Origin of the sequence: Streptomyces oceani (assembly GCF_001751245.1) — a bacterium.
GTDB classification, from domain to species: Bacteria; Actinomycetota; Actinomycetes; order Streptomycetales; family Streptomycetaceae; genus Streptomyces; species Streptomyces oceani.
The window spans coordinates 108,015-131,277 of record NZ_LJGU01000137.1 but is presented as its reverse complement, the minus strand read 5'-3'; the positions used below and the strand labels follow the sequence as shown (position 1 = coordinate 131,277).

Sequence of the window (23,263 nt, the reverse complement as noted above, 5' to 3'; positions counted from 1 at the left end):
GCTTGTGCACCGCCGTACGAGCGCCAGTCGTGGCGCGGCGCTGGACTACTCGTTGTGGCCCTTGTTTCCGTCGTTGTCATCGAAGGAGTTGGTTACCTCGGTGGCTGCCTGCGTGGTGGCTTGAGCGGCTACGGCCGCTGCCTGCACTCCGGCCGCCGCAGCGCCACCCGCGGCGGCACCGCCAGCGGAGGCACCACCAGCGGAGGCACCACCAGCGCCCCCGCCTGCACCGCCACTGCCGGCACCCCCGGACGATGGTGCCGAAGCGCTGGAAGGTGAGCCCTTGGGTCCTTCGCCGCCGCCCTTTCCGCCGCCACCGCCGCTCATTCCACCGCCGGCAATGCTGACCGCGCCGGTGGCAACGGTATTGGCGGCGTTGAGCGTTACGGAGCCTCCCGAGGTGTTGCCGAGCGCCGCAGTGGCCGGGACGAGCAGTTTGAGGAGAGCTGGCAGGGCGAAGACCGCCAGGATAAGCGTGGCCAGGCCAGCCACAGCTTGTGTGATCTCTGGTTCGCCTTCACTTTTCGCCGCGTTGTCCATCATTACTTGACCACAGAAGAACACCAAGGCAGCTGCGGGCTTGTAAAGCAGCCAGGCAATGAGCCACCCGATGTGTTTCTTCCACCAACCTCCTCCCCAGCCCGTCATGGAGGCAGCGGCAGCGAGTGGCAGAGTGCCTACCAACATGACCATAGCCCCAATGCGCAACAGCATCAGGAGGGCCTGAACCAAGGCCGCAACGATGGCCAGCAAGCCAAAGACGATAATCAGCCCTGGACTTGTCTTAGCCAAGGCCACAAGCGCCCCTCCCAGGAGGGTTGTTGATTCTTTGTCCCCCCTGGGCTTCTCGTAGATGTACATAGCATAGGAATCTGCCGCGCTGGACAGCGCCATCACGACGCCTGTTGCCATACCGCTCACCAGGATCACGCGCCACATTCCCTGGAAGGCCTGCTGCATGCTTTGCCCTTTTCGGTCTAGGGCCATGCGCATCGCTGCGAAAAGCAGTGATGCCACGGCCACATAGCCGACGAGCCAATCCAATTCGTTCTGGATATCATGGATGGAGGTTCCGCTGCCGTCAGCCTCTATTCCTAGCCAGAGTTTGTTGAGCCATGTCATGAATGACTCCGCTGCTTCCCCCAGCGCGCTGGCGAATGCTTCCACGACGTTTCCAATCACCGTGTCGGCTGCCTTGGCGAGCCCATCCTGAACCGCACCCTTGACGTCCTCGATGCAGCTGCCCCAGTCCGTGACACTACACATTTTCACTTCCCCCAGGTCACGAAGCCGTTGGTGCCATCCACCATGGTGGGGTCGGGTGAATAGCTCCCATCGCTGCTCAGTTCCAGCTTCCAGTCGCCTTCATGCCACTGAAGATCAACCGGTGCGCTGAAGTAGACGTCAGCGGAGAAGTGCAGAAGCATCATGACGGACGCCTGTTCCTTCGAATAGGACAGCATCTGAAACCCGGCGTACTGGATGTCGTTCGGCGGTGCCGAAAGTGGCCTGTCCTCTTCCTCGGCCCGCTTCTTCAGAAACACCTCGCGTCCCTTGTTGGGGACGAACTGCTCCTCAGCCAGCTCCTCCCAACCCGAATAGGGGATGTGCTGGATTATTGAGTGCGCGGCCATGACAGCCCCCATCGGAGTGTGGGCGTAGCAGGACCAGACTGGCCCGTCGAACTGCAACGGTCCTGCGGTGGGAGACGTCGGCACGGGATTGCTTCCGATGTTCTTCCACTTCAGGTCCTTGGGAGGCTCCGTCGGTTCCTCCTGAGCGCTGTCGTCAGTACGGCATCCGGCTGGTCTGCCGTCTTCGGCGCGATCTCCGCCAGGCTTACGTTCGCTGGAGGAAGGCGAGGGTCTATCCTCGTCGTTCGTGGCCTGCGTACCGCTGCTGGAGTCGCCTATGTCGACGAGCGCAGCCATACCGGCCAAAGCCACCAGGGCGAGAAGAAATCCTGCTGAGAGGAGCCAGCCCCGCTGTTGGTAGAATGGCTGCTCCCATTCGCCCTCATCGTGCTTACTACGCCTGGCCATCAGATGCCCCTCCTGCTCGCCAGGTCAGAAGATGAAGTTGACGAGCGGTCCCGCCGAGGACACCAGTACACAGCCGCCCAGGACCATGCCCAGCCTTCCCATATGCTCGGAGCCTTCACCTCGGCGCATGGATATGGCCATCATCGCTCCGGTGATCAGCACACCTGCCACGCCCGCGGCCGTACCTGCCCAGGCCACTATGCCGAGCACGGTGTCGACCTTGTTCGTCAGTTTGTCGGGCGCGTTGGAATCGGGCTGCGGCACGTTGCCGTCGGCCAGAAGCTGATGGATTCTTGTCATCGACATGCGGTTCTCCTCTTTCTGTTGTCTTGTGGGCGTCAATTCGTGAATTCTGCATATGAGTTGTAAGGGCTTACGGTCATCAGTCCGCCAACAGGAATTGGACAATGGGTCCGGCCGTGCTGGCGATGATGCACGCACCCAACACAGTCGCGAACTGAACCAGATGCTCCTGGCCTTCTCCCTGGCGCAGTGAAATTGCCATGCGCATGCCAACTATGAGCAGGCCCATCACTCCCGCAGCGGAGGCGAACCAGGCCATCCAACCCAGGATCTTGTTCAGTTCGTCGGTGACCTCCGCGGGCGGTCCGGCGACGAACAGCAGGACGTTCTCCATCGCGATCCCTCCGGCTTACTGGGTTGCTGGAACGACGAGGCGTGCGAGGGCGCTGACCTCACGAGGGATTGGCCCCTTAACTTCCCCGGTGCGCCAAGCTGGGACCCAGGGGACACGGTGCACGGCCACCGCGGACCCGATGATCTTGATGCGTTGGTTGAGCTGTCGTGGGAGTCGACCAGGTGCGTCGGCCACCAGGATCACGGCGGCGATCTGAACGCCTGGAGGCTGCTCACCACGCCGCAACACGTCAAGGGTCTGGGAGATGGCACGAAGGCCGGCGGCATGTGTGCGAGCCACCAGGAGCACGGTGGTCGGCTCGCCCTGTGTCGGCACCGGCCAGCGTTGGCCGATGTCGACACCGCCGACAAGCTGGGCAAGCGTTGACGCACCGGCTCCGCCGTGGACGTTCATCCAGGCAAGGTGCTGCATCGCGGCTCCTGCCGCCGCATCAGATTGCGCCTTCGCTCCAGCCGCCTCTTCAGTGCTGACGCGAGTGTCTTTGACAGGACCACGAACCCAGATCTCCGGACCGTAGTCCTCAGCGCCACTATCGACCATGGCCCCCGTGCGTCCCCCAAGTTGATTGCGTACACGCTCTCCTGAGTACGTGTCATGTACTGAACGGCAGTAGCTTATATTGTACGCACCGTCATCGTGACGGAACGTAGAGCGTACCGCATCAAACAGTAGGATCTACCGGTCGGTTGTGGATCGACGGGTCGGGGGGCAAATGTCGAAGAGCGGTGTGGCGTGGGCGGTTGGCGGGGCGGCGGCCCTGGCGTTCATGCCGTTCTTGCTGTTCGTCGGCATGGCGGCTGAGAAGCCCGAGGACACCACAGGTGGAGGTGGGGGCCTCAACACCAAGGAAGTGCCGAAGGAATACGTTTCCTGGGTACTCAAGTCCGGCAAGCAGTGCAAGGAGATCGGCCCGGCCGTCATCGCAGCGCAGATCGAGGCGGAGTCTGGCTGGAACCCGAAGGCGAAGTCGCCCGTGGGCGCGGAGGGGCTGTCTCAGTTCATGCCCGGCACGTGGGACACGTGGGGCCGGGACGACGACAACAACGGGCGCATATCCCCGTACGACGCGGGCGACGCCATTATGGCTCAGGGGCGCTACGACTGCGCGCTGGTCGACGAGGTCAAGCCGTATGCCGATGGAGACAACATCCTCGACCTCACGCTCGCCGCCTACAACGCTGGGCCGGGCGCGGTGCAGGAGTACGGTGGCATGCCGCCGTACGACGAAACGACCACCTACGTCGCCCGTATCAAGTCGCTGATCTCCAAGTATGAACAGGCGGTCGGAGGCGACGTCAAGATCCCACCAGGGGCGAAGATGGCGATGCCTATCGGCGGGGACCCCACTGTCACGTCGCCTTACGGAATGCGTGAGCATCCTGTGACGGGCGAGTACAAGCTTCACACCGGAATCGACTTCGACGCCGCGATGGGTGATCCCATGCGCGCGTCGCTGGAGGGCACCGTCATTTTCGCCGGATGGTCGAGCGGTTACGGCAACCGTGTGGAGATCTCACATGGGACGAAGGATGGCAAGAAGGTCACGACGACCTACAACCACATGTCCGCCATCACCGTGCAGGAGGGCCAGAAGGTGAAGACCGGAACTCGTGTCGGCGCGGTGGGATCCACCGGGTACTCCACGGGCGCGCACTGCCATTTCGAGGTCGAACTCGACGGCGAGTACGTCGACCCCGCCCCGTGGCTCGGACTCTGATAGGGGGCGGCGTGAACGTACGGATCACCGAACGACGGTCAGTCATCATCAGCGCAGCCGTGACCACGGCTCTCGTCGCGCTCGCTGGTTGCGGCCTGCCGGGGCTGGAGGGCGACTCCGGACCCAGGGTCAAGCCAACACGGTCCACCTTCAGTGCCAAGGCGCCGGCGCCATCAGGCAAGCCGCTAGGGCCGGACGCAAAAGTGCCGAAGCCGCCCGAGGTCGATGGAGAGAATCCAACCGAGGTCGTCAAGGCATGGGCCCGCGTGGCCTACAGCTATGACACCAAGTACGACGCGAGTCCGCAGGACGCCGTGCTGCGGGCCGCGCGGTACTTCACTGAGAAGAAGGCCGAACAGGAGCGGGAATACCGAAGGGCCGCGGGGGCGGACGCACGCTGGAACGAGTGGGCTGAGCACAAGGCGTGGATGAAGGTCGAGACGCAGTTCATCTTTGATGGTGACGCGCCGCCCGACAGGCCACTCAAGGCCCATCGGCAACTCACCGTCGAGGGCAAGGCGATCGGTCGGGACGACTGGAAAGGCCAGGGTCCTAGGGTGCAGGCGTTCGTCACTCTGAAGCGAGGCGAGAAGGGGAAGCCCTGGCGCATCAGCGAGTTGCACCTCATCCCGGCAGCCGCGGTGCCCAGTACCCAGGCCGGGGATACCGATGAGTCCTCGGAAAGCCCGTAGGCATCGTTCGGGCCACCCAAGGACGCTCCCGGCCTTCTGGGGGAGTCGGCGTAATGACGTTAGGAGGTGGGTTGTTTCACCTTGCCGACGGGGATGCAGCGTTTATTCCAGCCCTCGACCGACGGAGGCTCGGCATCGCGCTCCTCTCCCGTGTTCGGGGGACAAAGTCTGCCCTCGCCAAGCTGTAGGCCCTCATCCACGATAACTTCCCAAGTAACATAGTAGGGAGTCCCCGCCTCGAGACTTCCGTGGAGGTCCTCTTCGCCGAACCCTGAACCCTCGCCCTGGGCATTCACGTCCGCAGCTTTGAAGTAATTCGTTGCGGGATGCAGGCTGATGGATACTCCTTCCTGCCCTCCCTCTCCTGGAGCCATTCGGAACTCCATAGAAGTGGACCCTGGCGGCCTGATAGAACGACCGTCCAGGTCAGATTTGACGACCATCAAGATCTGCAAGCTGAGTTCTCCTGGATCAACGGGAGTTCCATCCTTCATCTCATAACTGGTATTGGCGGATGCGATTTGTGCTGCGTAGGGGAATTTGCGTAGAACCTTGCCCTTGAGTACGGGGCCGCGGGGCTTCGGTGGCTTGGCCTCGGGAGAGTTGGAGGTGGTGGGAGCCTTCCCGGACGGGTTCGAATCTTTGCCGCCCTCGTCCCCACACGCGGCCAAGGAGGTGAGGCAGAGGACGGCTATCGAGCCCGTGGCCAGTTTTCGCGTCATTGCGCGCATGTCGGACAGTCTCCTCTTCGTGACGGCCAGGTTACGTTCCGTTCGCAGTGCGGGGAGAGGTTACCGTAGAACCCGTTGGCCCTGGCGAGGGTTTCGTGAACTGTGGTCTCTGCCAAGCTGGGCGTTCAGATGAACGAACTACCGCGTGGTGTACTGGAGTTGAGTGCGGTTCAGGTGTGAAAGTTGCCCTTCTGTCGGCCTTGTGGTGGCGTCAAGTGTCAGCCGCTGGGAGGAGCCTGCCGTTCCGGAACCAGATCCTCGGCTCAGATGTCTCAGTACGCGAGAACGGGGAAGGCGCCGTTCGGGAGCGGTGAGTTGACCGACGCGGACAGCCACGTGGTGAGAGGTGCCGAACTACGATGTTCTTAGCCCACAGTCCCCCTGGCCCGGAGCGAAAGCCTAGTGAGAGCCTGATGCCCAAGCTGCGTCGTGACAGGAAACCGACTGCCGAAGCTGGGCAGTCCACGCCAACTCCCTTCGAGGTGTTGATCACGGAGGAGGGAGGTTGTTCCATCGGCGAGATGCCAGTGGCCCCCCGCGACGACGAGGCGTTGCACGATTCCGTGCTCAACTATCTCTACCGCCTGGCGATGGCCACTGGCCATCCAGTGCGTGCCACCGTGCATGACGCTCGTGGTGGCTTCATCACGCCTATCGAGGTGCAGACGGACGGTTCCAGTCAGTTCGCCGGCGAGCCGGAGCGGATGCCGGAGCGTCCCCTGTCGGCAAGTGGGGTCGCCGCGTCGGCGCGCTCTTCCGTGGCCGTGGGCGACGCGACATCGAGGTCGACCGCCCAAGCCAGTCCAGGGGCGCCGCAAACGGAGCAGACGTCACTGGAGAAGGACGGGCAGAGGTCCGTACATCCGCAGGACCAACAGACGTTTCCCCCGCCCGCACCGGACACCCGAATGACTCCCCCTCCCTCCGTATCGTCGGCTGCGGCGCGACCCGCTCCCGCTTCGCCGGGTTTGGAGCACCCGGTGCCGGTTGAGGAGATCCAGCAGCCGGTGACGCCCCAGCAACAGCCGACGACTGAGGGGCCGCCACCTCTTGATCGGACACCACCGGCTGTCGCCGAAGCCGTCTCCCGCATCAACCACGCCATCCAGATGGGACACATCGAGTTCGCGGCGACAACCGCCCAACAGAGCCTGGCTGTGGTGAGCCAGCAACTGGGGACCGAGCATCCGCATGTGCTGGAGTTGCGTGAGCTCTCGGCGCAGGTGGCCTATCTGGCAGGAGACATGGCCCGCTCCATGGCGACAACGCTGGAGGTGGCAAGAGCGCGGTACCAGCGGCGCGACCCACGTGCCTACGAAACGTTGATGCGTGCTGCTGCGGTCTGGCCCAGGATCGGTGATCCACGGGTCGGGCTGGAGTGTGGTCGGGAACTCGTCGACCTCTGGTCAGCGCTCGTACGGGTGGGTGGGCAGGCCGCGGAGGAGGTCGAGAAGCTCGACGCCGCGAAACAGCGGATGGTCCGGCTCACCCAGCGGGCCTGACGGAAGTAGGCGATGATGACGGGACCGTCGGGGGATGTTCCCCGCGACCGCTTCCGTAGCGGGACCGAGGGGCTCACTCGTCGAGACGTGTCGCAGCAACGGCAAGCCGAGCGGGACACGGCACGCGCCCGAGCTGCGCATGAGAGGTCCGTACGACCACGCGCGCAGGTACTGGTGAACGAGTTCTCCGGCACCGTGAGTTGGCGGACCACATCCGTCCGACCGAAGGGCGCGGTACCGGCTCCCTGGCACCTCCGCGCCGCCGCCCACGATCGAACCGCGGATATGTCAGCCCTGCGCTCCCTCGGTATACCCTCCACGCTTGCACGCTCCGGCTCGGCCCCGATCCCCACCCATCCGAGCGCGGTTCTCGCTGCCGCCCAGGCTTCGGTCCGGGAGATGGGTCAGGGTGAGCTGGCTGGCCATTTGGCCCAGGTGGGCGCGATGCGTTCGCGGTTGCAGGGGGACGTGGCGCGTGTGGGACGGATGCCGTTGGCGGCTATGGCGAACCTGCGCTCCGGCGTCACTTCGGCTGGCGTGCACGCGATGCACCGTGAGCGGTCGGCAGCGGTACGGGAAGCGGCACAACGCCACCAACAACCAGTGCAGCAGCAGCCGCATCGTCGGCAGCCGGGTGGTGGCCCGAGGGGGCCAGTCCGAGGGTGAGGCGAAGTCCGCGAGCCCCACGCCCGGTCAGGCTTTCATGTCGAAGGGGTCGTGCTCGGTGATGATCTTGTCGATACGGGCCTGTTCGACCCTGCTCGTGACTTCCTGCGACTCCTGCCGGTCGCGCACGCACTTGGCGAGCGTGAAGGAGGAGCTGACCAGGAACAGCACGCCGAGCGCGAGGAATCCGCGCTCCCAGGGGCCGACCGGCAGCCACACCACGCCGATGGCTACCGCGAGCAGTGACACGCCGAAGGCGATGGCGGCCTGGGCGAAGAAGGCCGTGGTGGTCGGCCGCTCAATGGATGTCGTCATGCGCCCATCGTGATACGGCCCCGACACACCGTCATGAGTACGAGTACTCACTCGCCGTCCCAGTACTTCGCGAGACCGCCACGGCCCTCGCCTCACCAACTTCAGCGGTAGAGCAGGTACTTCCGCCGCGCGCGTTCGAAGTCCCGTACGTCGCCCCGCCAGTGGGTCGCGATCTCCTCCGGTTCCGCGCCCGAGTCGATCATCTTCCGCAGCCTGGTCGAACCGGAGAGCTTGTCGATCCAGTACGGACGCTCCTTGTCCCAGTCGTCCTCACGCCAGGCGAACTCGTCGTATCTGCTGGCCTCCACCAGCATGGCGACCGCGGCCGGGACGGGCTCGAAGCGGCGCGGGTCCGTGACGAAGAGCTGCACGCCCGCGCAGGTCTTCTCCTTGTGCTTGCTGAAGGTCGGCACGAAGTAGCACTCGCGGAAGCGCACGCCCGGCAGTTCGCGGGCGTTGAGCCGGTCACTGTAGTGATAGTCGAGGTAGGGGGCGCCGATGAACTCGAAGGGACGCGTGCTGCCGCGGCCCTCGGAGAGGTTGGTGCCCTCGAAGTAGCCGGTGCCCGGGTACGCGGTCGCGGTCTCCGGAGTCGGCATGTTGGGCGACGGCGGCACCCAGGGGAGGTCGTTCTCGACCGCCAGGGAGTCCGGTTCCCAGCCACGGAGTTCGACGACCTCCAGGTCGACCCGGCCACCGTCCCCCTCGTCCGGCAGCAGCTCGCCGTTGAAGTAACGGGCCAGTTCGCCGACCGTCATGCCGTGTTGCTGGATGATCGGCTTCAACCCCACGCCGGACGTGAACTTCTCGGTCATCATCGGGCCGTCGGCGCGACGGCCGACCGGGTTGGGCCGGTCCAGCACCACGAACCGGGCGTCGATGGCCCGGGCCGCGACCATCGCCTGGTACATCGTCCAGATGTAGGTGTAGAAGCGTACGCCGACATCCTGGATGTCGAAGACGATGGTGTCCGCGCCAGCTTTATTGAAGAGCTGTCGCAGCTTCTTCTCGTCGGCGCCGTAGGCGTCGTACACGGTCAGGCCAGTACGCGGATCTTCGAACTCCGGTTCCGACTCCCCCGCTTGGCCGCTGCCACGGAAGCCGTGTTCCGGGCCGAACACGCCGACGATGTTCAACTCGTCCCGCGCGGCCATCGAATCCACGATGTGGCTGGTGTCCTGCAGCACCCCGGTCGGATTGCTGATCACCCCGACCTTACGGCCCCGCAGCGTCGACCAGCCGTCGGCGGCGGCCCGATCGGCACCGGGCGTGACGCGATGCTTCGGCCGTCCCGGGGCGGCCGAAGCCGACGTGGCGGAGACCAGGGGTGCGGACAGCGCGGCGGCGGTGCCACCGGCGAGGAGGCTACGGCGGGTAGGCATGCGGGGAAGCTATCCAGCGCGGCGTAGCGGGACAAGGGGCCACGCACGGCTGCAATGGTCTAGAGCACTGGCATGGCAGGCGGGTGCGGCCCCCGGCGTCGGAGTGGGTAGCGCACGGCGAGCGACGGGACTGGCTCAGCCGACCGGAACCGCGTTCCGCACGGCCGCGCCGCCGGCGAGTACGCCCTCCGCCGTCCCCGTCCCTTCGTCCTTCGGTGACGGTTGGCCCCTCAGGGGCACGGGGTACGGGCGCTGCTCCGGAGCCGGCGACGCGGTGTCCTGGCCGAGCAGCCGCAGCAGCCCGCGGGCGGCGGTACGCCCCGCGCGGTTCGCGCCGATCGTGCTGGCCGAGGGACCGTAGCCGACCAGATGCACCCGCGGGTCACCTATCACCCGGGTACCGTCCAGGGCGATTCCCCCGGCCGGCTCACGCAACCGCAAGGGCGCGAGGTGTGCGACGACCGGCCGGAACCCGGTGGCCCACAGCAGCGTGTCAGCGGAGACCGTGTGGCCGTCGGGCCACCGCACCCCCTCCGGTGTGATCCGCTCGAACAGCGGGTGGCGGGTCAGCAGGCCGCTCTCCCGAGCCCGCCGTATCGCCTCGTTCATTGGCAGACCGGTCACCGATACGACGCTGCGCGGCGGCAGCCCGTCCCGTACCCGTTCCTCGACGCGAGCCACCGCCTCCCGGCCTTCCTCGCTGCCGAACGGGCCCTCGCGGAAGAGCGGTTCGCGACGCGTCACCCAGGTGGTGTGTGCCGCCACCGGGCCGATCTCCAGCAGGTGCTGCACGGCGGAGGTCCCGGCACCGATCACGACGACCCGTTTGTCGGCGAACGCCTCGGAATCGGGTCCCGGATAGTCCGCGGTGTGCAACTGCCGGCCCCGAAAGTCGCGCCGCCCCGGGAAGTACGGCCAGAACGGCCGGTCCCACGTGCCCGCGGCGCTCACCACACCGCGGGTGCGCCAGGTGCCGGCGGAGGTCTCGACGAGCAGGAGTCGCGGGTCGTCCGGCGCTTCTCGTACGGCACGCACGTGGACGGGGCGACGTACCCTCAGGCCGAAGGCGTTCTCGTACGCGGCGAAGTAGTCGCCGACCACCCCCGAGGACGGCCGGTCCGGGTCGGCCTCGACGCCCGCCTCGCTCAGTTCCATGCCGGGCAGCGCGTGCATGCCGTGCACCCTGTCGTACGTCAGAGTCGGCCAGCGGAACTGCCAGGCGCCACCGGGACGCGGGGAGTGGTCCAGGACGACGAAGTCCCGCCCGGCGGTGAGGCCGAGCCGACGGAGGTGGTAGGCGCTGGAGAGGCCGGCCTGACCGGCGCCGATGACGACGATGTCGACGTGCTGCATGACCTGGTAACGAGCGGGGGCGGCTCGTTCTTCCCGGGAGTTGCGGGCCGGACGTGCCGGACGGCCTACCGGCCTTGGCGCGGCCTGGCCGAGGCGGCTGCTCCGGAGTACGGACACGGGCGTGCACCATGGACGTCATGAGCGACACACTGCGTACCCACGTCCTTGAGGTCACCACCGGGTCGAGTGAGGTGGTCACCGACCTCACCGATGAGTGTGCCGCTTTCCTGCGGCAGGCGGCTGGGGGCCGGGACGGCCTGCTCAACCTCTTCGTACCCCACGCCACAGCGGGCGTGGCCATCCTGGAGACCGGTGCGGGCAGCGACGAGGACCTGCTGGCCGCGCTACGGGATCTGCTGCCGGCCGACGACCGCTGGCGGCATCGGCACGGCAGCCCCGGGCACGGGCGGGACCACGTCCTGCCGGCGATCGTGCCACCGCACGCGACCCTGCCGGTGCTGGGCGGACGATTGGAACTGGGCACCTGGCAGTCGGTCTGCCTGGTGGACACGAACGTGGACAACCCGGACCGGAAGGTGCGGTTGAGTTTTCTGGGCTAGGCCTGGGTGATGTCGCCATGCACCTGCCCGGTAGGTCACGAGGTACGTGGATGTCTCCCGTTTCGCCTACGCGACGGGTTCGGAAGGTGATGCGTGATTCCTGTTCCCGTGTTTGCACATCCGCGCGGGCGTTGACAATCGCATTCGCCCACCGTCTGTCGTACCCGTCGACTACCGTGTACGAGGTTGTGGCCTGCTCCACGGCCCCCTTTCAGGCAGTGAAGCCCCAGTGCCGCAGGCGTGCGGCCAGGATCGAGGACCGAGGACGACTTGCATACCACTCCCCTGAGCCCTGAGGACCCCGTCACGCTGGGCGGTTTCGAACTCCAGGCGCGCATCGGGCAGGGAGGCATGGGGCGGGTGTTTCTCGGTGAGTCGCCCGGGGGTGAGCCCGCGGCGGTGAAGGTGATCAAGCCCTCAGTGGTGGACTCGGAGTCGAGACTGCGCTTCGCCCAGGAGGTTGAGGTCCTGAAGACGGTCTGGGGCCCGCGTATCGCGGCGTTGATGGGCTACGACGCCGAGGCCGAACAGCCTTGGCTGGCCACGGAGTACGTGGAGGGCGCCGACCTCGGCAAGCATGTGAAAGTGCACGGTCCCATGGGATGCTTGCTCGTCGCCGCGCTCGGCGCGATCCTCGCGGAGACCCTGGCCTCCGTACACGACCAGGGCCTGCTCCACCGGGACCTCAAGCCCGCGAACGTACTGCTCGGCCCCAACGGGCCCAAGATCATCGACTTCGGACTCGCCGTCTTCGCCGAGTCGAGCATCTCTCTCACCGCCCCGGACCAGGTGGTCGGCACTCCGGTGTGCATGGCGCCCGAACAGGCGGCGAATCTGAAGCCGCTGAGCAGCGCCGTGGACGTGTATTCGCTCGGGGCCGTGCTGCTGTTCGCCGCCACAGGGCACTACCCGTACCGAGCCGCCACCCCGTATCTCGTCTTCCAACAGGTCACCGATCCGAACGCGGTCCCCGATCTCTCCGGGGCACCTGAGGAACTCACCCCGCTCCTCGCCGACATGCTCGCCCGGTCCGCTGAGGACCGGCCCTCCTTGACAGAGGTGGTGCGGCATTGTCGGAGCCTCATCGAGGCACAGGGTATGAAGATCGCACAGGCGCGCCGTCGGCTCACCGCCTATGCGACATCGATGGCACAGCAGGATGTCCCCGAGGCGGCCGACCTCGGCGGGCCGCTGTCGACGGCTCCCTTTCCCGCCCTGAGCACCGTGTCCGACCCGCCACGGTCCGGGCAGGAGGGCGGGACGCGGCCCGACTCCGAGGAGCCGCGGACCGCCACCTCGCAACCGTCCGACACCACCGGGCGCGACACTCCTGAGCCGCCCTCGTCTTCCGTGTGCGACTCCCCGGTGTCCGCCACAGGCCCGGAACGCTCGCAGCCCGAGCCGCGGGAGCCGCAGTCGCCGCACTTGGGTCGGCAACGAAGCGCGTCCGTCCGGCACACGGTCCTGCATTCCAAGCAGGCCCGTACGACCGCGGCACAGCTCCGCCGGACGTACGCGGCCGGCGCCCCGTTCTGATATGACGCCCACCGAGCGGGCCCGTCCCCGTTTGGTGCCGCACCGACTTCTGTCCCTTCCACCGCGCCGCTGGGAGACAGACCGACGGCGGCTCCTCCGCGCGCGGGACCCCGCCTCGTCCCGCCGCAGACCGACCGACCAGGAGGCCCTCGGGTGACCGCCGACCAGACCACCGCAGACGCCCCGGAAACGACAGCGGGCCGCTCGGATGCCCAGTTCCCGGCCGGTGCGCAGATCCTCGTGCGCGACGAGGTGTGGCTGGTGCGCAACACCAAGCGGACCACGCACGACGGCACGCTCATCGAGGCCGTCGGCGCCTCGGAATTCGTACGGGACCAGGAGGCGGTGTTCTTCACCAACCTGGACCGTGTTGAGCTGCTCGACCCGCGCGCGACCCGGCTCGTCCGGGACGACTCGCCCGCCTTCCGCCGCTCACGGCTCTACCTGGAGGCCGTACTCCGCAAGACCGCACTGCCGCAGGCGGAGCGCGGCCTGGCGCTCGCCGACTCCTTCCTCCTCGACCCCCTGCCCTACCAGCAGCGCCCCGCCGAACTCGCTCTCTCCGGGCGGAACCTGCGGCCTCGACTGCTGATCGCGGACGTCGTCGGTCTCGGCAAGACCCTCGAAATCGGACTCACCCTCGCGGAGTTGATCCGCCGCGGCCGCGGGGAACGCATCCTCGTCATCACCCCGCAGCACGTGCTGGAGCAATTCCAGCAGGAGGTGTGGACCCGCTTCGCGGTCCCGCTGGTACGCCTCGACTCGGTCGGCATCGAGCGCATCCAGCGGGAGATCCCGGCGGGCCGCAACCCGTTCACCTACTTCAAGCGCGTCATCGTCTCCATCGACACGCTCAAGAACACCGACCAGTACAAGCACCACCTGGAGCACATCCGGTGGGACGCCGTCGTCATCGACGAGTCCCACAACCTGATCAACAAGGGCTCTCTGCGCAACCAGCTAGCCCAGACCCTCGCCCCGCGCACCGACGCCCTCATCCTGGCCTCCGCGACCCCGCACAACGGTGACGCGCGCTCCTTCGCCGAGCTCATCTCCCTCCTGGACCCCACAGCCATCCGGGACCCCGAGCACTACCGTGCCGAGGACATCGAGCACCTCTTCATCCGCCGTACGAAGGTCAGCCCCGAGGTCCGCGACCAGATGAAGGGCCAGTGGGCCGACCGCGGGCCCTCCCGCGCAGTGCACGCGGAGGCCACCCCGGCCGAGGAGAAAGTCTTCGAGGAACTGGCCCGGGTGTGGCTGCCCGCGGACGGCGCCCCGTCCGTCAGCGACGTTCCGCTCTTCCCGTACACGCTCCTGAAGTCCTTCCTCTCCTCACACAAGGCGCTGGTCGCGACGGTGGACAGCCGTATCAGGACCCTGGGCAAGAAGGCGGAGGAGAGTGGTGACGCCCAGGCTGTGTCCGCCGAGCTGACGGCCCTCCAGCGGCTCCGCGAGCTGGCCGACGGGATGACACAGGACGACTCCGGGAAGTTCCGGGCGCTCGTCGAGCAGCTCAGGGAGATCGGGGTCGGACCCCGGTCGGCCACTCGGGCAGTGGTCTTCTCCGAGCGGGTCAAGACGCTGGAGTGGCTGGCCGAGACCGTCCCGGCCGCCCTCGGCTTCAAGGGAAAGGCGGCGAAGGAAGCCGGTCGGGTCATGCACGGCGGGCTGACGGACGAGCAGCAGATGCAGTGCGTGGAGGACTTCGGTCTGGCGGACACCCCGGTCCGCATCCTGTTCACCGGCGACGTCGCCTCCGAGGGCGTCAACCTGCACCGCCAGTGCCACCAGCTGGTCCACTACGACGTGCCCTGGTCGCTCATCCGCATCGAGCAGCGAAACGGCCGTATCGACCGCTACGGGCAGGCGCACCAGCCGCAGTTCCGCGCGCTCATCCTCACCAGCGCGGTCGATGGCGCCAAGGACGACACCCTCGTCTCCGAGCGCCTGCTGGAACGCGAGGACGAGGCACACCGCGCACTCGGCACAGCGGAGGCCGTCTCCGGCCTCTACCGTGCGGAGGCGGAGGAGAAGTCCCTCGTACGGGACCTGCTGCGCGGCCGCACCGTCGACGAGTCCCTTGACGCGAGCGGCCAGGGAGGAGCGGAGAGCGGCGACGGCGGCATGGACGACTTCCTCGCCGACTTCTTCGGCGCGGTCGGCGACGAACCCGAAGGCGTCACGGATGCCTCGGTGCCCCGCGCCCACGTCCCGCGCCTGTTCACCTCCACCCGCGAGTTCCTGGATGAGGCGCTGCGCGAGGTGTTCCCGGACGCGCGGAAGAGCCTCGACCTGGACACCGACCCCGAAACCGGCCTCATCTCCCTCGTCCCGCCCGCCGACCTCGTGCACCGCCTCAAGGCCCTGCCCCCGGACTACGTCCGCGAACAGCGCCTTCGCGAACGCCTGTTGGTGACGTTGAACCGTCGCCTGGCCGAGCACAGCCTCCAGCGCGCCCGTGAGTCGGCCACCACCAGCTGGCCGGAGATCTCCCTGCTGACCGACCTGCATCCGGTGGTCGAGTGGCTGACGGACAAGGTCCTGGTCCGCCTGGACCGCCAGGAGGCCCCCGTCCTCACCGCCGACGTCGAGCGCCCCACCTACCTCGTCCAGGGCATCTACTCCAACAAACAAGGGCGTCCCACCGTCGTCCAGTGGATGGCGGTCACGACGGACGGCTCCGGCGTCGGCCCCGACGGCTGCTCGGTCGACGGTGACATGGTGGAGGTCCTCCGCCGGGCCGGCGTCGGCCCCTCCATGGCCAACCCGGCCACCCCGCACGACACCACCGCCCTCACCGAAGCCATCCCCGCTGTGCTGGACGCAGCCGAAGCCTTCCTGGAAGAGCACCGCGAGGCTTGGGACGAGCCGCTGCGCGGGCCGATCGAGGAGTACAAGCTGCGCCTGGGGGACTGGGAGCAGCCGACCCTCTCCGGCGCTCCGGCCGAGGGCCACACCTCGAAGAAGCGGCTGGCCTCTCTCGCCGACTCCCTCCTCACCACGGGCCGCCCCATGCTCCGCGTCCTGGCCGTCCTCACCCCCGCCTGACACCTCCCGCCGACACCGCGAAGGTCACCGACAATGACGTACGACTCCCTGGTCAACCGCGGCGACTACTTCTCCGCGCACTACCTGGCCGAGATCCTCCCCAAGGACATCAAGTCCGGCCTCCTCGCGCGGTGGAAGCAGCGAGAAGAGGCGGCGGCAGGGGAGGACCGCCCCGAGGACGTGCTCCCCGTCACTCCGCGCGCGGGCCTGCGCGCGCTGCGCCGCCCGTACTTCCAGGCCCGCTCCTTCTTCGCCACGGGGGAAGACCAGGGGCTGGACGAGCGCCCCGCCAGGACCGACGACGACGCGCTCACCTACGACTCGCCCGAGTGGTGCACGCGCGTACGGGCCCTCAACGCCGAGGTGCTGCGCGCCCTCGGATTCGACGCCAAGCCCGCCACCCTCACCGTCGAACGCGCCGACCAGTCCCACGAGGTACGGGTCGCACACGCCGAGAAGGGCCTGGTCGCCCTCGACTGCGGCTGGGCGACCAAGCCGGACGACGCCCTGGACGCCGACGGCGCGGGCCGCCTGCTGGAACCGCTGCGCCTCGACGCCCAGAGCACCGTGGCCACGGGCTCGAAGCTGGCCGCCTTCCTCTTCGCCGCCGAGGACGCGCCCCGCTACGTCCTGCTGCTCGCCGGGGGCGTCGTCGTCCTCGCCGACCGGGCCGCCTGGGGCGAGGGCCGCTATCTCGCCGTCTCCCTCGACGCGGCTCTGGAACGCAACGACACCAGGAACGGCGGCGAACTGGACACGGTGGCGGCCCTGTTCGGCGCCGACTCGCTCCGCACCCCCGAGGAGGGCGGTGAGAACCCCCTCGCCGAGCTCGTCGGCAAGTCGGCAAAGCACGCGGTCGGCGTCTCCAGTGAGCTGCGTGACGGGCTACGTACCAGCATCGAGCTCATCGCCAACGAGGTCCTGGACCGTTTGCACGAGGCGGGCGTACGGCCCGAGCAGGTCAAGGAACTCCCCGAGCTGAGCCGCCAGCTGACCCGCGAATCACTCCGCTACCTCTACCGCGTCCTCTTCCTCCTCTATGCCGAGGCCCGCCCCGAACTCGGCATCCTCCCCGCCGACTACCCCGAGTACCAGCAGGGCTACGGCCTGGGCCGGCTCGGTGAACTCGTCGCCGAACGTGACCTCGTCGACGAGAAGTCCCGGACCGGCTTCTATCTCTACGAATCCCTCGACCTCCTCTTCCGCAGGGTCCAGGAGGGCTACCGCCCCCGCCGCACCCACGGCGCCGCGGCGGAGCAGGCGGGGGAGGCCGAGCAGGCCGAGGCGGCCGACGGCGAGCGGGCCTCGGAGGATATCGGGCTTCGCTTCGAACCTCTCCACTCCAAGCTCTTCGAGACCGAGTCGATCCGCCTCATCGGCGAGCAGGCCGTCCGCGACCCGCGCACGGACTCCGACGCGGAGGCGGCCACCGGCGAGGAACGCTTCATCGACACCCGCCTGCGCAACGCCACCCTCTACCGCGTCCTGCGCCTGCTCATGCTCACCCGCGGCAAGAAGGGCGAACGCGGCGGCTTCATCTCGTACGCCCAGCTCGGCATCAACCAGCTCGGCGCGGTCTACGAGGGCCTGATGTCGTACTCCGGCTCCATCGCGGGCGAAGAGCTGTACGAGGTCGCGAAGAACGGCGACTCCAAGGACGGCTCCTGGATGATCCCCGCGAGCCGCATCGGAGAGTACCCGGACGACGTGTTCGTACGGGTCAAGGACGAGGACACCGGTGAGGAGCGGCGGGCGCGCTACGCCCCCGGCTCTTTCGTCTACCGCCTCTCCGGCCGCGACCGGCAGACCTCCGCCTCGTACTACACCCCCGAGTCCCTGACCCGCGTCACCGTTCAGCTGGCCCTCCAGCACCGACTCGACCAGGACGGTGAGGACACCCCGGCGCGGGAGCTGCTGGAGTGGAGGATCTGCGAGCCCGCGCTGGGCTCGGGGGCGTTCCTCAACGAGGCCATCAACCAGGTCGCGGCGGAGTACCTGCGGCGCAGGCAGGACGAGCTGGGCGAGGCGATCGATACGGAGAAGTACGCCGTCGAGCTGCAGAAAACCAAGGCGTACATCGCCCTGCACAACTCCTACGGCGTCGACCTCAACTCGACCGCCGTCGAACTGGCCGAGGTCTCGCTGTGGCTCAACACCATGCACCCCGGCATGGAAGCCCCCTGGTTCGGCCTCCACCTCCGGCGCGGCAACTCCCTGATCGGCGGCCGGCGCGAGGTGTACGGGCCGGAGAAACTGAAGAGGGGCGGCTGGCTCGGCACCACCCCCGAACGCTTCCCGCTGGCCGACTCCCAGGGCGGGCGCGGCCTGCCGGAGGGCGCCGTGCACCACTTCCTGCTTCCGGCGAAGGAGTGGGGCGCGGTCGCGGCCGAGAAGGAGGCCAAGGCGCTCGCCCCGGAGGCGGCCAAGGCGCTGGGCGCATGGCGCAGGACGCTCGCCAAGTCGCCGACGAAGAAGCAGACCGAACGCTTGCAGGGCTTGGCGCGCCGTGCCGAGTACCTGTGGGGCCTGGTGGCCCGGCGCCTGGAGATCTCCGAGCGAGAGATCTCGCGCCGCATCGACGTGTGGGGCGCGGAGGACGGCTGGCTCCGCTCGCCCGAGGTGGCCGTACCGCGAGACAAGGTCCTCGCCGACCTGGAGGCGCCCGACACTCCCTACTGGCGCCTCAAGACCCTGATGGACGCCTGGTGCGCGCTCTGGTTCTGGCCGGTCCAGAAGGCCGCGCTGCTGAACGGCACGGACGAACAGTACGAGCGCGAGGCGCAACGCGCCGACTCTGGCGCCCAGGCGGACGCGGCGGAGGACGTGCTCTACACCTACGAGACCGTCGACCTCCTGGGCGAGGTGACGTCCGTCCAGGCGAAGCGCGCCACCAAGCACCAGAAAGGAGGCCGCAAGGAAGCGGTCAAGGGCCAGCGCCGCCGGGTCATTCCCCTCGCGGACCTGTACGGCTGGCTCGACTTCGCCGAGGCGCTGCTCGGCACCCAGGACGTGCCCGAGGACTCCTTCGTCGCCACCTTCGCATCACTGGAGGAGCTGGAACTCTACGAGGACCAGCTCCCCGACTGGATGGGCATGCGCCGCTGGCACCGCCTCCCCAACCGTTTCCCCTGGCTGAAGACGGCCAACGAGGTAGCCGACCGCCAGGGCTTCTTCCACTGGGAGCTGGAGTTCGCCCAGGTCTTTGCCCGGGGCGGCTACGACTTGCAGGTGGGGAATCCGCCGTGGGTTCGGCCGCAGTGGCATGAGGACCAGGTCCTCGCTGAGCAGGAGCCATGGTTCACGCTGTCTGAAAAGCCAAGCGCGTCGGAGTGGCGTCTACGCAAGGAGGAACTGCTCAAGGCGTCAGACGACAACAGTTCCTACTTCCTGGACGAACTAGCATCGAATACTGGGCTGGTAACCGCGCTAGGTAGCCCGGTCGCCTATCCGCTGCTAGTGGGAACGAAGGGTGACCTCTACCGTGCATTCGTGGCACAGGTTTGGCAGCACATTGCGCAGTACGGCAGTGCAGGTCTCATCCACCCAGACACGCACTTCGGCGGAGTGCGGGAGGGAGCAATCCGAGCTGCCGCGTACCGGCATCTGCGGGTGCACGCACATTTCGTCAACTCCGCGAACTGGGCATTCGAAGACCTCTCCCGATCCCAGGAATTCGGGATGCACGTTTACGGTACGTCGCAGGAGCCTGATTTTCTACACGTTAGTCAGCTTCGCGGCGCCGATGTCCTGCCTGACTCGCTGTACCACGATGGGCAAGGCCCGATGCCCGGCATCAAACACAATGGTTCGTGGGATATTCGGCCGCATCGCGAGCGGGTGGTACACGTGGACGCGGCCCTGCTGGATAGTTGGCAGGCCTTAACGAGTTCAACGGGCGGATCGGTGCAGACTCCTCTTTTGTATCCGGCAGTCGTCAGTGAACAGGGCGCAGTGGAGGCGCTTGCTGACTATCCCAATAGCCTCGCGGACTACGGTCCGTTGATCACAACGGGGTACGACGAAGGCGCTGCCAAGAGGGAGGGGCTCATCCGCTGGGGCAACCAGGTCGTAAGCGAGCTCACGGATGTGATTCTGCAAGGGCCTCACTTCTCATGTGCAACCCCCTTCTCGAAGGAGCCGATGATTCCCTGCCGCAATCAAAGGCACTGGGATACGCTCACGCCAACGGAACTGCCCGGCGATCACGTCCCCGTGACTAACTACGTGAGGGCCACCGATGAGCGGACATATCTCGCGAACCAGGACTCTTGGTTCGGAAAGCCGCACACTGAATTCTTCCGGCTGGCTTGGCGAAGGATGATCCCCTTCAACACAAGCCGCAGTCTACAAGCTGCCCTCATCCCGCCTGGCCCCGCCCATGTGCACACAGTGCAGTCCCTGGCCTTGGAAGACAATCGGCTCACAGCCCTCAACGCAGGTTTCTGGGCGGCGCTTCCCCTTGACTACCTGCTGCGAATCACGGGCCGTCCCGATCTCCAGACCAGCGAGGCCCGCAAGATGCCGGCCCCTGAGTCAAGTCACCCCCTCGCTTCCGCTCTTCTCCTGCGCGCCCTCCGTCTGAATGCTCTGACGGCCCACCACGCCCCGCTCTGGGAAGAGCTGTTCGATCCGCGCTGGGCGGCTTATGAGGACTGGGCCAACCCCGACTGGCCCGGCCTGAAGCCTCTCACCGCCGACCTCAGGCCAAGCTGGGAGTACGCCACCCCTCTCCGTACCGAGCATGCCCGCCGCGCCATGTTGGTCGAGCTCGACGCCCTAGTCGCCGTTTGGCTCGGCATCACCGCCGACCAACTCGTAGCAATCTTCAAGTCCCGCTTCCCGCAGCTGTACGACTACGAGGCGGCGACGTACTTCGACGCCAACGGACGTAAGATCGCAGGGGATTTCAACACCTACGGTCACGGTCAGACCAAGCAGGACTACATCGACCTGCTCGCACACCTGGAGGACCCGACCAACACTCCGCCACCCGACGGATATTCAGCGCCGTTCTACAAGGCTGACCGGGAGACCGAGATGCGGGCGGCGCATGCCACGTTCCAGGCTCGGCTGGATGCGGAGATCGCCGCCGGGCGCTGGACTCCGCAACGAAGCTGATACTCGCCCGCTCCGGCTTCCCCGTCCTGCCCTCCCCGCGAGATAGGTGACATTCTTCATGTCCGACCGCCTGCTTGAACTTCACGTGGAGAACTTCCGCAGTCTGCGCGACGTGACCGTTCCGCTCCGTCCGTTGACGGTCCTCGTCGGGCCGAACGCTGCGGGGAAGTCCAACGTCCTTGAGGTGTTCGATTTTCTCGCCGACGTCATCCGTACGGACCTCCAGCCTGCTCTGGACTCCCGGGAGGGGTTCGACGAGATCGCCTTCTGGGGCGGGTCCAAGCCCCCGCCCTCGCTGAAGATCGGGCTGAAGGCGACCTGGACCACCAACGCGACCGCGAACACCCCTGACGAGTACCAACTCACCGTGCGGAGAAGGGTGTTGAAGTCCGGCGCCGAGAGCCTGTCGCGCAGTGAGTCCTTCCGGTTCAAGCGCACGCAGGGACGGGGACGGCGCATCACCATCTCCGGGGATTCTGCGCAGGTCACCGACAAGAAGGCGGGCAAGGAGTACGACAGCGGCAGCTTCGGTATCCAGCGGCTGAGCAGTGGTCTGTCCACGCTCCCGCGGCTGGCCTCCTCGGACGGCGGTGCGGAGGTGTCCCGGTTCGCCCAGCAGCTCTCCTCCTTCCAGGTGTTCGACGTGGACGTGGCGGCGGCCCGGCAGCCGTACCGTCTGCGCCGCCGCGCCCGGCTGGTCGACCTGTCCCCGCAGGCGGACAACCTGGCCGAGTTCCTGATGTACCTCAGCTCCGAGGACGAGGACGCCTGGGCATCCCTGGTGGATGACGCGCGCACCGTGCTGCCGCAGCTGGAGAACATCGAGTTCGCCACCTTCGGCGGCGCCTCCGACCAGGTCACCGTCCTGCTCCGGGAACGCGGGCTGCGCCGCCCGACACCGCTCGCCTACGCCTCGTACGGCACCGTGCGCCTGCTCGGCCTGCTCGCGCTTCTCTACGACCCACATCCGCCAGCCCTCACCTGTGTCGAGGAGATCGACCACGGACTGCACCCGCAGGCACTGTCCCTGATCGTGCAACGGCTGCGTGAGGCGTCGAGCCGCAGCCAGTTCCTCGTCGCCACCCACTCGCCGGCCCTCGTGGACCAGCTCCTCCCCGAGGAGATCGTGGTCTGCGAACGTGACGGGGAGGGGGCATCGATCATCCCCGCGCTGACGGTTGACGACGTGCGGGAGATCGTCGAGGAGAGCGGGGACCAGCCGCTGGGTGACCTCTGGTTCTCCGGCGTGCTCGGGGGCGACCTCAACGGGGGTGAGATGTGAGCCGTCGGGGGGCCAAGGGGGCCGGAGTCGGGCGCGGAGTAATCGTCCTGGCCGGGGAGGACGCGAACGACTGCCAGATCCTCGCGGAGTTCATCAAGGCGCATCATCCCGGCCTGGGCGATGCCAAGATCGTCAGGATCAACGATCCGGTCCGGCTCAAGAAGAAGACGGGGGCCACGCTGGAGGAGAACGTACGCGTCCTCGTGGGCAAGGCGAAGGGCAGGGCGCTCCGGGAGAAGGGCCCGCTTGTCGGCTTCGCCGTGCACGAGGACCTGGACGACTACGCGGGCAACCGCTACCGGACCGTTCGGCAGGCGGTCTCCGCGGAGCTGAGCCGACAGTGCCCTGCCGAGGCCGCCTACGCGCTGGCCGCGTGGGAGTCGGAGAGTTGGCTGCTCCTGTTTCCCGAGGCGTTCGCGCAGGTGCGTCCCAAGTGGAAGGTTCCGGCCCAACTGCGCGGCAAGGACACGGGGTTGATAGACAGCCCGAAGGAGAAGCTGAAGCGAGGTCTGGGCTCCCCGTCCTTCCGCGAGAGTGACGGCCCGGCTATCGCCAAGAAGGCCTTGGAGAAAGGGCTGCTCACCGCACCGGTGGGGCGGAATACCTCACACAGCGACCTCGTCGCTGAGCTCGCCCACTGGCCCACGCACACGTGACA

The 23,263-nt window shown here is 67.1% G+C and carries 18 protein-coding genes; 9 read left to right on the top strand and 9 right to left on the bottom strand.

Features of this window, described 5'->3' with window-relative positions:
- Window positions 1-45: 45 nt before the first annotated feature.
- The 5 genes from AN216_RS29370 to AN216_RS30335 form a co-directional block, all read right to left on the bottom strand.
- A complete protein-coding gene (locus AN216_RS29370; RefSeq protein WP_070198075.1) occupies window positions 46-1,266 on the bottom strand; it encodes a hypothetical protein in 1,221 nt (406 codons plus the stop codon).
- Between the two features lie 2 nt (window positions 1,267-1,268).
- Window positions 1,269-2,042 (bottom strand): DUF8175 domain-containg protein, encoded by a 774-nt coding sequence (locus tag AN216_RS19990; protein ID WP_070198074.1) that lies wholly within the window; start codon window positions 2,040-2,042, stop codon window positions 1,269-1,271.
- A gap of 24 nt (window positions 2,043-2,066) precedes the next feature.
- On the bottom strand, window positions 2,067-2,348 hold the full coding sequence (locus AN216_RS19985; RefSeq protein ID WP_070198073.1) for a hypothetical protein: 282 nt from the start codon (window positions 2,346-2,348) through the stop codon (window positions 2,067-2,069).
- Between the two features lie 76 nt (window positions 2,349-2,424).
- Window positions 2,425-2,679, bottom strand: coding sequence for a hypothetical protein (locus AN216_RS19980; RefSeq protein WP_070198072.1), 255 nt, complete (start codon window positions 2,677-2,679; stop codon window positions 2,425-2,427).
- Between the two features lie 15 nt (window positions 2,680-2,694).
- Window positions 2,695-3,093: a DUF6668 family protein gene (locus AN216_RS30335; protein ID WP_338059271.1), complete on the bottom strand. Its 399-nt coding sequence runs from the start codon at window positions 3,091-3,093 to the stop codon at window positions 2,695-2,697.
- 319 nt (window positions 3,094-3,412) lie between these two features.
- Here AN216_RS30335 and AN216_RS19970 point away from each other — a divergent pair, with 319 nt between their 5' ends.
- Both AN216_RS19970 and AN216_RS19965 read left to right on the top strand, forming a co-directional pair.
- The gene (locus AN216_RS19970) at window positions 3,413-4,417 is read left to right on the top strand and encodes a peptidoglycan DD-metalloendopeptidase family protein (protein ID WP_070198070.1); all 1,005 of its coding nucleotides are present in this window, start codon (window positions 3,413-3,415) and stop codon (window positions 4,415-4,417) included.
- 11 nt (window positions 4,418-4,428) lie between these two features.
- The gene (locus AN216_RS19965; RefSeq protein WP_139140962.1) at window positions 4,429-5,109 is read left to right on the top strand and encodes a hypothetical protein; all 681 of its coding nucleotides are present in this window, start codon (window positions 4,429-4,431) and stop codon (window positions 5,107-5,109) included.
- Between the two features lie 59 nt (window positions 5,110-5,168).
- Here the strand turns inward: AN216_RS19965 and AN216_RS28735 are convergent, their stop codons facing one another.
- Window positions 5,169-5,840: a hypothetical protein gene (locus AN216_RS28735; RefSeq protein WP_139140961.1), complete on the bottom strand. Its 672-nt coding sequence runs from the start codon at window positions 5,838-5,840 to the stop codon at window positions 5,169-5,171.
- Window positions 5,841-6,253: 413 nt separating this feature from the next.
- On the opposite strand from AN216_RS28735, the gene AN216_RS19960 reads away from it, so the two are divergent.
- Window positions 6,254-7,342 (top strand): hypothetical protein, encoded by a 1,089-nt coding sequence (locus tag AN216_RS19960; protein ID WP_139140960.1) that lies wholly within the window; start codon window positions 6,254-6,256, stop codon window positions 7,340-7,342.
- 693 nt (window positions 7,343-8,035) lie between these two features.
- Here AN216_RS19960 and AN216_RS19955 read toward each other — a convergent pair.
- From AN216_RS19955 to AN216_RS19945, 3 genes are all read right to left on the bottom strand, one after another.
- Entirely contained in the window at window positions 8,036-8,323 is a 288-nt protein-coding gene (locus AN216_RS19955; RefSeq protein ID WP_070198067.1) for a YiaA/YiaB family inner membrane protein, read from the bottom strand.
- A 101-nt stretch (window positions 8,324-8,424) separates the two neighbouring features.
- On the bottom strand, window positions 8,425-9,705 hold the full coding sequence (locus AN216_RS19950) for an exo-beta-N-acetylmuramidase NamZ family protein (protein WP_070198066.1): 1,281 nt from the start codon (window positions 9,703-9,705) through the stop codon (window positions 8,425-8,427).
- Window positions 9,706-9,840: 135 nt separating this feature from the next.
- A complete protein-coding gene (locus AN216_RS19945) occupies window positions 9,841-11,058 on the bottom strand; it encodes an NAD(P)-binding domain-containing protein (protein ID WP_079166772.1) in 1,218 nt (405 codons plus the stop codon).
- A gap of 137 nt (window positions 11,059-11,195) precedes the next feature.
- Between AN216_RS19945 and AN216_RS19940 the strand changes: the two genes are divergently transcribed.
- From AN216_RS19940 to AN216_RS19915, 6 genes are all read left to right on the top strand, one after another.
- Complete coding sequence (locus AN216_RS19940; RefSeq protein ID WP_070198103.1) at window positions 11,196-11,618, top strand: YjbQ family protein; 423 nt, start codon at window positions 11,196-11,198, stop codon at window positions 11,616-11,618.
- Between the two features lie 270 nt (window positions 11,619-11,888).
- Entirely contained in the window at window positions 11,889-13,154 is a 1,266-nt protein-coding gene (locus tag AN216_RS19935) for a serine/threonine-protein kinase (RefSeq protein ID WP_070198065.1), read from the top strand.
- Between the two features lie 153 nt (window positions 13,155-13,307).
- The gene (locus tag AN216_RS19930; RefSeq protein ID WP_070198064.1) at window positions 13,308-16,205 is read left to right on the top strand and encodes a DEAD/DEAH box helicase; all 2,898 of its coding nucleotides are present in this window, start codon (window positions 13,308-13,310) and stop codon (window positions 16,203-16,205) included.
- A 33-nt stretch (window positions 16,206-16,238) separates the two neighbouring features.
- Entirely contained in the window at window positions 16,239-21,323 is a 5,085-nt protein-coding gene (locus AN216_RS19925; protein ID WP_070198063.1) for an Eco57I restriction-modification methylase domain-containing protein, read from the top strand.
- 58 nt (window positions 21,324-21,381) lie between these two features.
- Entirely contained in the window at window positions 21,382-22,605 is a 1,224-nt protein-coding gene (locus AN216_RS19920) for an AAA family ATPase (RefSeq protein WP_070198062.1), read from the top strand.
- Window positions 22,602-23,261, top strand: a complete 660-nt coding sequence (locus tag AN216_RS19915; protein WP_244502540.1) for a hypothetical protein — start codon at window positions 22,602-22,604, stop codon at window positions 23,259-23,261. The genes AN216_RS19920 and AN216_RS19915 overlap by 4 nt, the downstream gene beginning before the upstream one ends.
- Window positions 23,262-23,263 lie beyond the last annotated feature (2 nt).

What these genes read in the sequence shown, in the direction of transcription:
- AN216_RS19955 (WP_070198067.1), bottom strand. Translation starts at nt 8,323, where the DNA reads ATGACGACATCCATTGAGCGGCCGACCACCACGGCCTTCTTCGCCCAG.
- AN216_RS19925 (WP_070198063.1), top strand. Translation starts at nt 16,239, where the DNA reads ATGACGTACGACTCCCTGGTCAACCGCGGCGACTACTTCTCCGCGCAC.
- AN216_RS28735 (WP_139140961.1), bottom strand. Translation starts at nt 5,840, where the DNA reads ATGCGCGCAATGACGCGAAAACTGGCCACGGGCTCGATAGCCGTCCTC.
- AN216_RS19940 (WP_070198103.1), top strand. Translation starts at nt 11,196, where the DNA reads ATGAGCGACACACTGCGTACCCACGTCCTTGAGGTCACCACCGGGTCG.
- AN216_RS29370 (WP_070198075.1), bottom strand. Translation starts at nt 1,266, where the DNA reads ATGTGTAGTGTCACGGACTGGGGCAGCTGCATCGAGGACGTCAAGGGT.
- AN216_RS19985 (WP_070198073.1), bottom strand. Translation starts at nt 2,348, where the DNA reads ATGTCGATGACAAGAATCCATCAGCTTCTGGCCGACGGCAACGTGCCG.
- AN216_RS19950 (WP_070198066.1), bottom strand. Translation starts at nt 9,705, where the DNA reads ATGCCTACCCGCCGTAGCCTCCTCGCCGGTGGCACCGCCGCCGCGCTG.
- AN216_RS30335 (WP_338059271.1), bottom strand. Translation starts at nt 3,093, where the DNA reads ATGAACGTCCACGGCGGAGCCGGTGCGTCAACGCTTGCCCAGCTTGTC.
- AN216_RS19945 (WP_079166772.1), bottom strand. Translation starts at nt 11,058, where the DNA reads ATGCAGCACGTCGACATCGTCGTCATCGGCGCCGGTCAGGCCGGCCTC.
- AN216_RS19970 (WP_070198070.1), top strand. Translation starts at nt 3,413, where the DNA reads ATGTCGAAGAGCGGTGTGGCGTGGGCGGTTGGCGGGGCGGCGGCCCTG.
- AN216_RS19980 (WP_070198072.1), bottom strand. Translation starts at nt 2,679, where the DNA reads ATGGAGAACGTCCTGCTGTTCGTCGCCGGACCGCCCGCGGAGGTCACC.
- AN216_RS19990 (WP_070198074.1), bottom strand. Translation starts at nt 2,042, where the DNA reads ATGGCCAGGCGTAGTAAGCACGATGAGGGCGAATGGGAGCAGCCATTC.
- AN216_RS19920 (WP_070198062.1), top strand. Translation starts at nt 21,382, where the DNA reads ATGTCCGACCGCCTGCTTGAACTTCACGTGGAGAACTTCCGCAGTCTG.
- AN216_RS19960 (WP_139140960.1), top strand. Translation starts at nt 6,254, where the DNA reads ATGCCCAAGCTGCGTCGTGACAGGAAACCGACTGCCGAAGCTGGGCAG.